Source organism: Sphingomonas panacisoli (assembly GCF_007859635.1).
Classification (GTDB): Bacteria; Pseudomonadota; Alphaproteobacteria; order Sphingomonadales; family Sphingomonadaceae; genus Sphingomonas; species Sphingomonas panacisoli.
Window position 1 is genome coordinate 917,995 of the sequence record NZ_CP042306.1, and the last position, 14,073, is coordinate 932,067.

Annotated in this window: 10 protein-coding genes; 3 read left to right on the forward strand and 7 right to left on the reverse strand. The window is 60.3% G+C overall.

All coding sequences use genetic code 11. From position 1 onward, the window contains the following. Positions 1 to 184: 184 nt before the first annotated feature. The 4 genes from FPZ24_RS04685 to FPZ24_RS04700 form a co-directional block, all read right to left on the reverse strand. Positions 185 to 1,351: a retropepsin-like aspartic protease family protein gene (locus tag FPZ24_RS04685; protein WP_146569943.1), complete on the reverse strand. Its 1,167-nt coding sequence runs from the start codon at positions 1,349 to 1,351 to the stop codon at positions 185 to 187. A gap of 268 nt (positions 1,352 to 1,619) precedes the next feature. Then, a complete protein-coding gene (locus FPZ24_RS04690; protein WP_146569944.1) occupies positions 1,620 to 1,973 on the reverse strand; it encodes a PilZ domain-containing protein in 354 nt (117 codons plus the stop codon). 144 nt (positions 1,974 to 2,117) lie between these two features. Beyond that, positions 2,118 to 4,364, reverse strand: a complete 2,247-nt coding sequence (locus tag FPZ24_RS04695) for a putative bifunctional diguanylate cyclase/phosphodiesterase (RefSeq protein ID WP_146569945.1) — start codon at positions 4,362 to 4,364, stop codon at positions 2,118 to 2,120. 130 nt (positions 4,365 to 4,494) lie between these two features. Beyond that, a complete protein-coding gene (locus FPZ24_RS04700; protein WP_146569946.1) occupies positions 4,495 to 6,012 on the reverse strand; it encodes a FecR domain-containing protein in 1,518 nt (505 codons plus the stop codon). A gap of 270 nt (positions 6,013 to 6,282) precedes the next feature. Here FPZ24_RS04700 and FPZ24_RS04705 point away from each other — a divergent pair, with 270 nt between their 5' ends. Both FPZ24_RS04705 and FPZ24_RS04710 read left to right on the forward strand, forming a co-directional pair. Beyond that, positions 6,283 to 7,803 (forward strand): ShlB/FhaC/HecB family hemolysin secretion/activation protein, encoded by a 1,521-nt coding sequence (locus FPZ24_RS04705; protein ID WP_186729055.1) that lies wholly within the window; start codon positions 6,283 to 6,285, stop codon positions 7,801 to 7,803. A gap of 690 nt (positions 7,804 to 8,493) precedes the next feature. After that, the gene (locus tag FPZ24_RS04710) at positions 8,494 to 8,784 is read left to right on the forward strand and encodes a hypothetical protein (protein ID WP_146569948.1); all 291 of its coding nucleotides are present in this window, start codon (positions 8,494 to 8,496) and stop codon (positions 8,782 to 8,784) included. Between the two features lie 46 nt (positions 8,785 to 8,830). Here the strand turns inward: FPZ24_RS04710 and FPZ24_RS04715 are convergent, their stop codons facing one another. Beyond that, positions 8,831 to 9,877 carry a glycosyltransferase family 4 protein gene (locus tag FPZ24_RS04715; RefSeq protein ID WP_146569949.1) on the reverse strand — a complete coding sequence of 349 codons (1,047 nt, stop codon included), beginning with the start codon at positions 9,875 to 9,877 and terminating at the stop codon, positions 8,831 to 8,833. Further along, positions 9,874 to 11,445 carry an alpha-amylase family glycosyl hydrolase gene (locus FPZ24_RS04720; protein ID WP_146569950.1) on the reverse strand — a complete coding sequence of 524 codons (1,572 nt, stop codon included), beginning with the start codon at positions 11,443 to 11,445 and terminating at the stop codon, positions 9,874 to 9,876. Before FPZ24_RS04720 ends, FPZ24_RS04715 begins: the two co-directional genes overlap by 4 nt. 352 nt (positions 11,446 to 11,797) lie before the next feature. Here FPZ24_RS04720 and FPZ24_RS04725 point away from each other — a divergent pair, with 352 nt between their 5' ends. Beyond that, positions 11,798 to 13,537 (forward strand): histidine kinase famiy protein, encoded by a 1,740-nt coding sequence (locus FPZ24_RS04725; protein WP_146569951.1) that lies wholly within the window; start codon positions 11,798 to 11,800, stop codon positions 13,535 to 13,537. Between the two features lie 143 nt (positions 13,538 to 13,680). Here FPZ24_RS04725 and FPZ24_RS04730 read toward each other — a convergent pair whose 3' ends face one another. Then, the gene (locus tag FPZ24_RS04730) at positions 13,681 to 13,977 is read right to left on the reverse strand and encodes a plasmid stabilization protein (RefSeq protein WP_146569952.1); all 297 of its coding nucleotides are present in this window, start codon (positions 13,975 to 13,977) and stop codon (positions 13,681 to 13,683) included. Positions 13,978 to 14,073: the final 96 nt, after the last annotated feature.

Here is a 14,073-nt window from a genome sequence, read left to right on the forward strand (position 1 = left end):
GACCCCAACGCGGTTCAAGAGGGGGTTTCGAAAATTTTTTGCGCCCCCTTTGACGAGAAAGTCTCGCCGAATGACCACCTTACGAGCAAGTCGCGAGCACCCAGAAACGAGCGACTTTAGGGCGCGTTATCGTCGAGCTGGACCGCTGGCTGGCTCAAATCGACGCGGCAACAGGTAAATAATGTCAGCGGGCGGAGGACGGTTCAGCAGCTAGAGTCATCGTCGCAAAGTCGATCGTAAGTACTTTAAGTTGGGGCAGGATGTCGCTCCCCACACGACCGGCACTGTCCGCGTTTTCCTCGATAGTGACCTTTTGCGATTCGAGCGCCGCGCCCGCTAGAGTGTACGAAAATTTGGGCAGGACGCGCTGCTTCACGCTGATGTAGCCACCCGCGCCACCCAGAGTGCCATTTCGCTCGGTGGCGCTGTCGATCTGCTGCTTGGTGAGCAGAGCAAGACCTGGCTGGCGGAGAGACGTCGCGTTTGCACCGCTATCGAACTGAGCGCCTGCCGTGCCGAGCGCCGTTTTCAGGGGAATACCGAGTCCAGACTCGTGCCAGTAAACGCGATCGACTTTGCCTGAGGGTTTCGGGGCGTCCATTCCAAGCGCCAGCCTCGTGCCGCCATCCAACCATGCAATCCGCCCGGTCGCGGCAATCGCCGGCAAACCAAGGATCCCTGGAATGACATAATCTTTGGCCAGCCGGAGCATTTCGTCGGGCAAGACCAACACCTGGATGTGACGGATCGTAACACCGCCGATCGTCGCCGTGTCGATAACGCCGAGCTTACCCTTAACGCTGCCCACGGAAGTCCCGACGTCGGCCGTGCCAGCCACGAACTGCACACCGATCTTGGCAGCGGTGCTAGCCGGCAACGTCGTGATTTCGGCGCCCGTATCGACGATCCACTGGAGAGCCGTGCCTTCGACCGTCACTTCTGCACTTCGGCTGCCCAGTGGGTTCGCCACCAATGATACGGTTGTTTGCCCCCTTGCGGTGGTCGCGGGCGTATCGCGGAACGCGGTCGCGATATCGAAATCACTTTTGTCTTCACTATCACCAGTGAGCTTGACCGCGTTGGCGCATGCGGTCACCCGGCGGATACCGCCGACCCGCACGCCGAAGTCGTTGCATAGGCGGTGCCAAAGAAGTGCGCGCTGTCGGGCAGGTGCGTCTAAATGTGTTGCCAGCCATGCCTCGATCGCCGCGTCCTCCTTCTCGCCGCCAAGTTCTGCGTCGTAGGCCAATCGCTCAGCGGTGCCGGCGGCCGGAGGTGGACCATAAACGTTGGGCTGGGTCGGAGCAGCAGCGAGCGCGGCAAGAAGAAGCAAGGGCGTACGGACAGGCATGGCCCAACCAGCCCATTCATTGGGACGAAGTCAACATGGCCGCGAAGCTGTAGCGCTATCGCGGCCTTTTAAAATTCACGGTTGATAGCGCGCACGGCCATCATAGGTCGTAGCGGTGCCGACTAAAATATTAGACTCGAAGGCACTATCTCGAGTCGCGTATCCCATGATCCCTCTCCTCGACCATTAGGTGGCGAAGAAGGTCGAGCCCGTATGCTGCACTGAGACTATTTTGCACCGCTGCCTCTGGGACCGCGCCGCGCCACCGTTACTCCGCTGGACTGCGGAGAAGCCTTCTGGCGGTTTTAAGGGCAAGGGCTGCATCTTGGGCCGCGACAAGGGCGCTGACATAAGTATCGGTCAATGGCCATAAAAATGCAGCGCCCAGTCGATCATCCTTAGTCCAGATCACGCGCGCGCGGAGCGTCTTTCCGCCACATTGGACCTCTAGGACGGTGTCCTGCGCAGGTGGCTCGCTAACGGAAACCAACACTCCCCCTGCCGAGAGGTTCAGGATGTGAGCCCGAGCGACGCGCTTCTCGACGGTTATCTCGGTCGGCTGAAAGAGCTTATAGCGGGGAGTGGCACGCAGATGATGCGCTCCATCGATCTCGATCATCATCAGTACCCGCTCACGCCAACGTCGCGCGTTCAAAGCGCGCGGCACTCTGTCGGTTCCCCGGAAAAATCCCTAATGATACGTTGGTATTCTCCATCGCTGCCGACTGAAGTGCGGAGACAGCGTCGCGCTGTTCCAGCGTTCCGCTCATGCGGCCTGCCGCGCACCGATATCGAGCAAGACGGCGATCGAAGCGGCGTCGATCGGCTTGCTGATGAGATAGCCCTGCGCGAGATCGCAATCGACCGACGTCAAGAATTTTAGACATTCCTCGGTTTCGACGCCTTCGGCGACGACCTTCAACCCAAGTTCGTGGGCGAGGTCGATCGTCGATCGTACAAGCACAGCGTCGCCGCGGTTCTGGTGTGCGAATTCGACGAAGCTGCGATCGATCTTGAGTTCGTCGAGCGGCAGCTTTTTCAGATAGGTTAGCGTCGACTGGCCCGTGCCGTAATCATCCATCGAAATCGCCACACCCAACGATTTGAATCTACCAAGCGCCGCCGCGGCGACATCGGGCGCGTGCATCGCCGCCGACTCCGTCACCTCGAAAATCAGCAATCGGGGATCGACGCCGCTACCGCGTATGAGGTCCTCCAGTTGATCGATGAATGCCGTCGACTCCAGCAAGGTTGCCGACAGGTTGACGGCCGTGGTCACCTGATGACCGCGTGACCGCCACCGCTCGACATCGCGGATCGCGCAAGTGACGACGTGAAGCGTCAAGCTCGCGATGCGCCCGGCGCGTTCGAGCAGGGGAATGAAATGATCTGGCCGCAACATGCCATGGGTGCGATGGTTCCAACGGACCAACGCTTCCACGCTGGCGATTTCGCCCGTTCGAAGGTTCTTCTTGGGCTGATAGAGCGGGTAGACGTCGCCTGTCGCGATGGCGTCGTCCAGATCGCTGGCCAAGGACAATTCCGTGCTTGCTGCCTCCGCATCGGATGTCGCGTGCAAGTGCCAGCCGATGCCGCTGGTGAGCGCCAGGTCGGCCGCCATCGACGCGTTCGCAATCGCTGGATAGGCCCCGTCCGCCGCGACAATGGCCATGCCCGTCGCCACAGACACGTCAACTTTGCGGCCGGCCACTTCCACCGGCGTGAGCATCAACGCGCGCAACTGTTCATGTCGCACGGCCAGCTGGTCGGCTGGCGCGACCGCCTGCCACGCAAGCACGCGGTCATCGACACGGTAAAGGGTGATACCGCCCGCGAGCACGCTGATTCTGTCGCGCACACGGCAAATCAAATCCGCGATTCCTCTCGCGCCGAGGGTCGCCAGCAAGCGGTCGTAATCGGCGATGCGAACGGCAGCAATTGCCGTGCCATCTTTGTTAGCAAGAGCTGCGGCCAAAGCGTGCTGATTAGGTAAGCCGGTCGCATCGTCGATCGCGCGACGAGTGGCCAACCAAGCATTCGCACGCACGACGGCTGCCCAGGTAATCGTTGCGTAAAGTGCGACGAGGCTGGGAACGAGCGAGGCCTCCAGCCCGGCGGAGCCGGCGATAGTGGATGCCGCAAACAGACCCAGGGTCGCGGCAGCAGAGCCTGCTGCCAGCAGAAGGGTCGATCGAACGCGCAGCAGCAACGAGCCTAGCAGGATCGCAAGGCACAACGGGCCGAACCAACCAGCCCGACTTGGGATGCCGCTTTCCAGGGTCAGCGCAGCAAGTGCCTGTATAACGACACCTGGAATAACACCGAAACGCGGCACGCCGTAGCGGTCGCCAATTTCGATCGCGGTGGCGCCGATGAGGACTTTTTTACCGCGGAGCAATGCAGGGTCGACCTTGCCGTCACGGATGTCGATGAAGCTAAAGCGTGGGATCGACGCTGGATCGATGGAATAATCGATCGGAAATTCAGCCCCCGCACTGCCGTTGCGTCCGGCAATCATCGCCGCGAGAGAGGGCCGCGGCAGGCCGTTGGTGATCTCTCCCAACGGGACATTGCGCACCTTGCCATCGGCGTCAGGCAGGACGCTGACAGTGGCGGCCAGGCTGTGCGCTCGCAGCTCGGGGATCGGCAAGGAGTCGATATAGCCATCACGTCGGTTGTCTGCGGCCTGACGGAACGTCGGCAACGTAACCAAGCCATCAGCCCGCGCGAGTGAAGCACCAAACGCTAAATCTTCGGCAGGGTTCGACGATGCCGAGAAATCAACGTCGAATGCTATCGACGCGACGCCAGCCAAGCGCAGACGGTCGACAGCAGAGGCGTAATTGTGTCGCGGCCATGGCCAGCGGTCGATCGCCGCGATGCTGCGCGCATCAACTTCTACGATGACAACGTCGCCAGTCGACTGATGATGGCGAAGGGCATAGCGGGCCTCGGCCAGACCATGTTCAAGCCCTTGGCCCAGCCCGGACCAACCCGTCATGAGGCCGATCAACAAGGCCCCGAGGAGAGTGAATAACCGCCAACGCCTGACGAGTTGTGGAATTGCTGTCGTCACCGCTCCGCCCTCGTTCGAATGGGCGGTATTAGCCCTCAATCACCTAAAATTCCGTCAAGCACGACCTCTACTTCTTGCCGCCTCTACCTTTGTTGATCCCCGCACCGATGTCTTTGCCGCCAAGGCCGACATCCACGTCTACCAACCCCCCGACGTCGATATCGACAGCGGGACCGTTCCCACCTCCATTGCCTTTTGGGTTGCCATTGCCATTAACGTTGCCCGGTTCGGGCTTGGCATCGTTACCCTTACCGGGATCGGGCTTGGCATCGTTACCCTTACCGGGATCGGGCTTGGCATCGTTACCCTTACCGGGATCGGGCTTGGCGTCGTTGTCCTTGCCGGGATCGGGCTTGGCGTCGTTACCCTTGCCGGGATCAGGCTTGGCGTCGTTACCCTTGCCGGGATCAGGCTTGGCGTCGTCACCCTTGCCGGGATCGGGCTTGGCGTCGTTGCCCTTGGCGGGGTCGGGCTTCGCGTCGTTGCCCTTGCCTGGGTCGGGCTTGGCGTCGTTGCCCTTGCCCGGGTCGGGCTTGGCATCGTTACCCTTGCCAGGGTCGGGCTTGGCGTCGTTGCCCTTGCCGGGGTCGGGTTTGGCGTCGTTGCCCTTGCCAGGGTCGGGCTTGGCGTCGTTGCCCTTGCCGGGATCGGGTTTGGCGTCATTGCCCTTGCCGGTGTCGGGCTTGTCGTCACTGCTATTGCCGGGCTCGGGCTTGGCATCGTTGCCTTTGCCCGGACCCACGGCAGGACCGGGGGCGACAGGCACCGCAGCCGACATCGCTACGGTAGCGCTGGCGCTGCCGTTGCTCACGAGCCCACCGGTCACGGTTTCCAAATCGACGGGCTTCGCTTCGACGGGGGCGCCGACAACACTGTTAGATACCTCGCTCCAGGCGAAGTCGTCATTGCTCTTCGCAGTCGTTCCGGACCCATTGTTCGTGGGCGTGGGAGCGGTTTCGCCGATCTTCGGCGAGTCTTCCGCTGTCGCCGGAGTCCGGCTCCCGCGCATCGGCGAGTCGATCACTCGACTGTTCTGACCCTGAATAGTCAAACGATACTGATCGCCGGCACCGACCACGGCGACCATGCCGGGGCGGATCAATTCGTTGGCGCCGCCATCGTTTGTCGCGACACCGACCGCCCCGTCGAGCACTTGCAGCGAGCTACCGTCCTGACCGACCGTGACCGTGAATGTCGTGCCCTTCACCACGGCCGCGAGATATGGCGTCTTCACGCCGAAATGCGGTTTGTCGGTATGCTTCACCTTGAATAGGCCAGTGCCCCATTCCAGGAACATCTGGACCATCGACGGCGATTTGGCGTCGGGCACGCGAACGCGGCTCGCTGCTGAAACCGTGACGAAATCATCACCGCGCACCAGCACGGCGCGGGCCCCGGCACCGGTCACGACCGTCGCTCCCGCAGGAATGATGGAGCCGCGCGCGATCGGGTGGTCGCCGCTGGCGTCGCGCGTCACCACGCGTCCGCTCGCTTCGCTTACGGTCCAATCGGCGCCCGCGGCCCATGCCGGTGCGGAAAGACACAGTGCGAACGTGCTCAGCGTGATCTTGAACGATTTGTACATCCCGGACTCCCCGATTCCGGACCGGCGTATCTGGAAGGTCCTGCAACGAGCTTAGTTTTTAGGGTTAAAATCCCGGAAGGTTTTGACGATTTTGTAACAACTTGATGACTACCCACGGTCATTCGGAAGGGGTGTCGTGTGAAGCGTTGTCTTGTCGATTATGTGCTATCCGCTGCGATGACTGCGGCCTTAGCGTCGCCCGCTACGGCGCAAACAACGCTCGACCGTGTGGCGCCTCCTTCGCGCGCCCCCGACCCGGCACCCGAATCAGTGGCTTCGACCCTGCCGCCTTTGATCCGAGACAATCCGACCGCCACGCTCGCCCCCGAAATAGGCGGCACAGTCACGGTGGGGGCCATTTCGCTGTCTGGCCTGACAGTGTTGAGCGCGGATCAGTTCAGCGACATTCTGACGGACTTTGTCGGCAGATCGCTGGGATCGAACGATCTCGCCGCGCTGACCGATCGCATCGCCACGCGCGCGCGCGATCGCGGATACGTTTTCGCGACGGCACGCATCATGCCGCAACGGCTAACGGCTGGTGTGCTGATCGTCGCTGTCGACGAAGGCCGCATCGATCGCGTGGATGTCGATGGTAGCGACAATCGAGCGGTCCGCGCTGCGCTCGCACCACTTGCCAACGGGCAGCCCGTGACCCTGGGTGCACTGGAGCGCCGGTTGCTGATTGCCGGCGACATCGACGGTATCCGCGTACGCCGCGCCAAGCTCGTCCGCGATGGGAGTGTGGGAGCCCTGGTCGTGACCGTCGCGCAAGACAGGGTTTCCGCAAGCCTTTCGCTCCGCAACGACGGTACCCGGCCCATCGGCCCGATCGAGCTCCACGCCAGCCTCATGATCGCGCAACTGTTCGCGGCGGACGATTCAGTAACGTTCGGTTACTCGACCTCGCTCGTCCAACCCCGTGAGCTCCAATATGGACGGGTTCGGTATCAGAAGCAGATCGGTACCACGGGCACGGCATTGTCGATCGCGTCGACCTATTCGGTGATCCAGCCAGGGTCGTACCTTTCATCGTACGACATTCTCGGGCGTAGCTGGTCGCAGTCGCTTGGCCTGCTACAGCCACTGTATCGTCGCCGCCATTCGAGCCTTTGGTTGACCGGCTCGTTAGAGGTAGACAATCTCACTCAACGTCGCGGGAGCACGGAGGTCAGGCGCGACCGAGCGTCCGTCGCGCGGGTGGGCCTATACGGCTATGACGACATGCTGGGTGGCCGGCTCCGCGTGAGCGCGATCCTGTCGCAAGGGGTTGATCTGTTCGACGCGACAGGACGAAACGACCCCCTCGCTTCGCGGTTTGACGCCGATGGCACTTTTACGGCTGCAAACGTCTGGATCGAATGGACCCGACCGATGGGCTCGGGGTTCAGCATCCGATTGGCCGGCGATAGCCAGATCGCGTCGCAGCCTTTGCTCGTCGGCGAGGAAGTGTCGCTGGGCGGGAGTACGTTCTTGCGCGGCTATGACTGGAGCGAACGCTCCGGCGATCAGGGCGCAATGGGCTCCGCCGAGCTGCGCTGGGATATCAAACGCCCGTTTGGTATCGCCAGGCGCGCGCAGCTTTACGCCTTTGGTGACGGTGGTGTGGCGCGAAACCTGTCCAATGGCTTCGGCGGCGGCTCGCTGGCATCCGTTGGTGGCGGGCTACGGGTAGATATCACGCGATCGTTCGGCGCGACGGCGGAAATCGCAGTGCCCCTGTCGGGAGTGCGCTATGACACGCGCAATCGCCAGCCGCGCGTCAACCTAGGAATCTCCACCTCGTTCTAAGACAGCAGGTATTAGGCGGCAGCCGCACTCGACAAACCGAACGAATACCGCTCACGAGGAAATGATACGACATCCTTCGATGCCCACTGGCTGCTTCTATGATCAGATCAATGTAAACTCACCAACCTGACCGCTGGCAGCTCTTTATACTTCGTTCCGGTTCGGAAAATAATCGGAATTGGTGCGCGAAATAGCCTGTTGCCGGCGCACGATAGCGTAGGCGGCACCTTTTGAGGATCTGAAATTCCTTCGCGGCCGGCATGCCCACAAGGAAACGCTAAAGATCAACCCCGAACAAGGCGCTGCGCTCTTTTGTCGTATTCCTCAGCCATCTTTAAATGAGCCAGTGCCGCAGCATTGTCTTCGCAGGTTGCCGCTATTTTTCGTTCTTCACGAGCGCGCTGAGCGAAATAGGCTCGATCCTCGATAACCTCTCTTACAGGCATCATATTGCCTCCAATGACGCGCCCCCGCGCCCTGGCAGGAGGAGAATGCAGAGAATCAAAGCGTTTTTCAATCCCGCAAAGTCCGCTATCGGCATTTGCAACGTTCTGCGGGGGGCGGCCTATTGGGGCGCATTTGAGACGCGGGCGCGAGGTCCTGCGCACGCCCGCGTGTCCCCAGTCGATCTACGCTGAAGCTTTGGAAACTAACCTTGCGACACGCTCTCGCAGTTCGCATCTTACGCCAATGAAGTTGGAAGAAAGTCTACAAGGCGAGTGGCTGGTCTGCGTTGATGAGCAGTGCCTCGAGGAGGCATGGTCGGTCGATGTTCGTGGGCATCAAATTGATTTTGAGGGCGACATCGGGGCATTGTTGTTTGCCGGCGAGGAAGCGCGGCTCGACTTGAAGAACGGTGACCGCCTAATCATCAATCGTCGATGGGCGCCGGACGCAGATTCCCGCGTCCCGGAAATCCCCGTCGTCATCGAGAATGCGCTCGGCACGATCCATACAGGGTGGATGTTCCGGCACGCTTGATGCTCGCGTCAGGACTCGATGCCAGAAGCGTCCGTACGTCACGGGTTCAAAGAGGCGCCGCTGCCCCTGAGCCCGGCAACCGCAGTCGCTTACCGCAGACGTCGCGATATAATTTGATATACTGATCGGCCATACGTTCGATCGAGAAACGCTCAACCACCATTCGTCGGCAGTCTGCTCGGTCTATCTCGTCACAGCGCGCGATCGCGGCGATTGCTTCGTCAAAGCTGTCCACGAGAAATCCATTAACGCCATCCTCGATCAGCTCGGGCATCGATCCCCGCCGATTAGCGATGACGGGTGTTCCGCAGGCCATCGCCTCAATCACGGAAAGGCCAAAGGGTTCGTCGAAGTTGATGAGGTGGAGCAGCGCGCGCGCGTTTCCTAGTGCGCGCACACGCCCAGTACCCCCAACGGACCCGTGATAACGAATGGAATCAGAAAGATGCGGCAGGACCGCGCGCTCGTAATAGCCTCGATCTTGAACGACGCCGAATAGGTCAAGTTCGCGATCGGACGCCTGCGCCGCAGCGACAGCCTCTGCTGCTCCCTTATCGGGGTGGATGCGACCAAAGAAGAGCAAGGTGGGACTGCCGTCTCCTTCAAACGGGAAGTCTTCCAGCTTGATGCCATGATGGATGGTCGCGGCGTATTTGAGCGAAGGGTGTCGGTCAGCATTGCTGATGGCCACGTAGTGCACACTATCCTGAAACGGTTGGTACATCGGCAGGATGCGCTCTGAGCCAAAGCCGTGAATGGTGGTTACCATCGGTGTGTCGATCAGGGGCGTAAACGCGTGCGCCGGGAAATCCGCCTGGTTATGGATGACGTCGAATTCGCCAGCCTGGGAGAAAACGTAGCTCAAGTGGCGGTACTCCCACACTTTCGCATCGACCGAGGGATCTTCTTCGTATCCAGCCGGAACGACACCATCGAGCTTACCCCGCGTCAGGCTGTCGAGGGTCGCGAAAAGGGTCACGTCTACGCCTCGCGCGACAAGCTCCTCCGTCAGCAAGCTTGTGACAAGTTCCCATGGTCCGTAGGCGCGCGGTGGCGTACGCCACGCGATGGGCGCGAGCATCGCAATCCTCATCCGACGATGACCCCCTCGTTGCCACGCAGTTCGCCGGACGCCCCGACACCCTCAAGCGTCGAAAGAATCACTTTGCCTCTTGCGGAATCGATGCGCCGCGGCTCGTTGCTAAAATTGAGCGCGATCGTCCGGCGAACTCGCCCGAGCTTGCGCTCGAACATCAACACGTCATTGTCCGCTCGGATCAAGGTAAAGGTGCCTTCATTGAGGGCCGGTGTTGAGCGCCGCACGGACAGCAGCCGCCGGTAGAGGGTCAACATTGAACGTGCCTTATCCGCTTCTGCCGCCACGTTGCGTTCTTTCCAATCGGAGTTGAGTGGCAGCCACGGTTCCACCGAACTAAAGCCGGCGTGGCAAGATCCATTCCATGGCATAGGCGTGCGCGACCGATCACGACCAAGGCCAAGACCCGGCTGGCGAAGCTCTTGCGGGTCACGCACGCGGTCTGGCGGAATATCAACTTTGCCGATACCTAATTCGTCCCCCTGGTAAAGCGTCGGCGTCCCCCGCAACGTCAGCAGCAGCATGGCGGCGACGCGCGCCTGTGCCTCGCCGATTCGGGCTGCGATCCGCGGGGCGTCGTGACTGCCGACTACCCAGTTCGGCCAGCCATCTGCTGGGAGGGATGCCTCATAATCGATGATCAGTTGCCCTATACGCTCCGCATTCCACTCGTTTTCGATCAGCTGAAAGTTGAACGGCAGGTGCACTTCTGGGCGATCAGGCGTGCCGAACCATTTTGCGTGACGCTCGTTGGGCAGGAAGATCTCCCCGATCAACACGCGCGCGCCGTAACTGTCGGCAAGCGCCCGCATTTCGGCCGCGATCTGATGCGCTTCGGGCTGGTCCGTTGAATACTTTTGGAACACTTGGTCGCGCGCATTCATTTCGGGCGTCCAACCGGGATTGACCGGATTATCGGGAAAGCCCTTCGCTTTTACGATGTGCCAAAGCACATCGATACGAAAGCCATCTACGCCGCGATCGAACCAGAAGCGCATGGCATCGAACATTGCTGCCTTGAGCGCAGGGTTGCGCCAGTTGAGGTCTGGCTGCTCTTTGAGAAAGGCGTGAAGGTAAAATTGCTCCGTCCGTGCATCCCACTCCCAGGACGAGCCAGCGAAGTCGCTTATCCAATTGTTGGGCGGTCCACCGTCTGGCCCCGCGTCGGCCCAGATGTACCAGTCGCGTCTGGGATTGTCGCGTGACGACCGGCTCTCGACAAACCAGGGATGCTGGTCCGACGAATGATTAGGCACGAAATCGAGGATGATCTTCAGACCGCGCGCGTGCGCCGCTGCGACCAACCGGTCGAACGCGACGATATCGCCGAACATCGGATCGATTCCGCAATAGTCCGCTACATCATAGCCGAAATCTGCCATCGGTGACGGGAAGATCGGGGACAGCCAAATCGCATCGACCCCTAGGTCGAACACATAATTCAAACGCCGCTCGATCCCCGCGAGATCACCGATGCCGTCGTCGCCCGAGTCTTGGAACGAGCGCGGATAGATTTGATAGACCACGCCGGTTTCCCACCAAGGGCGATTTGGAGTTCGCTGCATGCTAGAACTCTGGCTGGAGACGACACCATTGGCTAGGCGCAATAGGCACCAACGTCGCTCATAAGTTTGGCGGCTGCTTCTAGTTAGCGCTGATCGCGATTTGATGTGGGGTTATAGGGCGCAGGGCAGCCCTCGGCTGCGCGCATGGGTGTAAGGCTGCCCTTGGCGGTTTCTAAGTTCGCTTCAGCAATTCGCTCGTAAACGTTCTCTGTTGCCTGGAGCCCATGGTCTTTCTGTGAAGCGCCAAGATCGGCGCAGGATGTGCAGCGTTCAATTTGGTTGATCCATATGTGCGACAAATTTCTCGCTAGATCGTTACGGGATCGGCGAATCAACTTCTTGGACGAACTGAGTGGCAGACGACGAACACGAAGCGATCGAAAGCGAAGGCAACGGTCAGATACTCGGCATTCCCGCAGGAAACGCGCTTTCGAATGATGGCAGTGACCCGACTGGCGGAACCGCCAAACGACATTGGCGCGAAAGCGTGATCACAAAGCCAGGACTGGACGATCGTGGCGATGTTTTTTTCGCCGCGATCGAAATGACGCGCATGCCGATGATTCTCACAGATCCCAACTTGGACGACAATCCAATCGTTTTCGCAAATAAGGCGTTTCTCGATCTTACCGGTTATGAGGAGGCCGAGATCATAGGCCGCAACTGCCGTTTTCTGCAGGGAGCCCAGACGGACCGAGAGCAAGTGACGGAGCTGCGCGACGCTGTGGCGCGCCGAGACTCGATTGCGCTCGAAATCCTTAACTATAAGCGCGACGGCTCGCCCTTTTGGAACGCGGTGTTCATCGGCCCCGTCTATGACACGCAAGGCACGTTGCTATATTTTTTCGCCAGCCAACTCGATGTGACGCGGCGCCGCGAAAGCGAGCAGGCGTTCCAGCAATCGCAGAAGATGGAAGCGATCGGGCAGCTGACCGCTGGTCTCGCGCACGACTTCAACAACCTGCTTCAAGTCGTCACAGGGAGCCTGGAGCTCCTGGCTAACCATGTCGATGGAGACCGGCCAAAAACGTACCTCGACCGCGCGCGAAGTGCCGCAGGACGCGGCGCAAAGCTGACGGGGCAGTTGCTCGCGTTCGCTCGCAAAACGCGCCTTGATCCTCGCGTCATCGATGTCAGCGGCTGCATCGCCGGATTCGCGGACATGTTGGAAAGCTCGTTGGGGCGCGGTGTTGAGCTCCACCTCAGTCTGCGTCGTGGTCTGCCGGGCGCATCGCTCGACGTCGAGCAACTTGAGATGGCGATCCTAAATGTCGCGTTGAACGCCCGTGATGCCATGCCGAACGGCGGCTTGCTTACCATTTCGACACGCAAGATTACACTGAATGGCGATGCAGCCGCTCGTCAGCTTTTGCCAGGCGAATATGTCGTGGTCGAAGTGCGTGACGAGGGTAGCGGCATGCCTCCACACGTGCTGGCGCGGTCTGTCGAGCCGTTCTTCACGACCAAGCCTACTGGTAAGGGAACCGGCCTGGGGCTCGCCATGGCAAGCGGTTTCGTGCAACAATCCCGTGGTCGCCTCGAAATTGAAAGTGAAGTCGACAAGGGTACAGTCATCCGCATGATGTTTCCGGCATCCGTCGGGATAAAGCCGGAAGTGTCTGCCTCTAACAACGTCGCGCCGACCATCGCTACCGCGGTCGGAAATCAAAATCACATTCTCCTAGTCGAAGATAGTTCGGACGTCCTCGCGCTCGCTCGCGAGAACCTGGCTGACGCGGGCTATCGCGTCACGACCGCGGAAAACGGCGAACTTGGCTTGGCCGCATTCGAGCGCGCGCTTCCAGACGATCCAGTCGATCTGTTGTTCACTGACCTGGTAATGCCGGGTAGCATGAACGGCATCATGCTGGCGGAAGAAGTGACGAAGCGCGATCCCACCGTCGCGGTCCTCATGACGACCGGATACAATGAGGAGCTAGTTGTCGACGAGCCGGCCCGAGCAGGACGCGATGTTCTCGGTAAGCCCTACCGCCGCGTCGATTTGCTGGACCGAGTGGCTCAAGCGTTGGCGAACCGTGGGGCTTCGCCAATCAGGCGCAACGCTTCCGAATTTGGCGCGGCAGAGGAATGATAATCTGATCAACTTTAAGGGCCACCGCCGCCACATCGCGGGGGTTCCAGATTGTCAGCTTTCTGCTGTGTCGGAAGGCCGCCACCTCTTCGTCAGGGTCAGCGCCGACATCGGGTGAAGCTGGATCGCCTTATCAATCGACATCACCCGTTCCCGTTTTTGCGTCTGGTCTCCCATCCTTTTTTCGCGGCGGCAGATCGTTTTTCGGCGCTCTGCGATGACCCACCCTTGCGCCCGCCTTTTCGTGAGCTTTCGTGATTTTCCGCCTTGCCGCGTCCCGAACCGGACTTCTTGCCCCCACCGGACTCCTTGTTCACCGTCGCCCATGCGCGGCGCTCCGCTTCTCTTTTTCCAACGCCCCGATCCTCATAGCCTTCTTCAATATGCTCGGCCTTACGCTTCTGCTTGTCCGTGTAGCTGGATTTGTCGCCACGGGGCATCGTTCGTCTCCTTTCGCTCTGGCGTCGAAGCCGGAAAAACGAACGACGGGGATTTTTGCTTCCAAAATTCAACGCAGCGGCGTTGATGAAGGTCTG

Bases quoted from the DNA above. Each gene is read 5' to 3' on its own strand.
- FPZ24_RS04685 (WP_146569943.1), bottom strand. From the start codon at position 1,351: ATGCCTGTCCGTACGCCCTTGCTTCTTCTTGCCGCGCTCGCTGCTGCT.
- FPZ24_RS04690 (WP_146569944.1), bottom strand. From the start codon at position 1,973: ATGATGATCGAGATCGATGGAGCGCATCATCTGCGTGCCACTCCCCGC.
- FPZ24_RS04700 (WP_146569946.1), bottom strand. From the start codon at position 6,012: ATGTACAAATCGTTCAAGATCACGCTGAGCACGTTCGCACTGTGTCTT.
- FPZ24_RS04710 (WP_146569948.1), top strand. From the start codon at position 8,494: ATGAAGTTGGAAGAAAGTCTACAAGGCGAGTGGCTGGTCTGCGTTGAT.
- FPZ24_RS04715 (WP_146569949.1), bottom strand. From the start codon at position 9,877: ATGAGGATTGCGATGCTCGCGCCCATCGCGTGGCGTACGCCACCGCGC.
- FPZ24_RS04720 (WP_146569950.1), bottom strand. From the start codon at position 11,445: ATGCAGCGAACTCCAAATCGCCCTTGGTGGGAAACCGGCGTGGTCTAT.
- FPZ24_RS04730 (WP_146569952.1), bottom strand. From the start codon at position 13,977: ATGCCCCGTGGCGACAAATCCAGCTACACGGACAAGCAGAAGCGTAAG.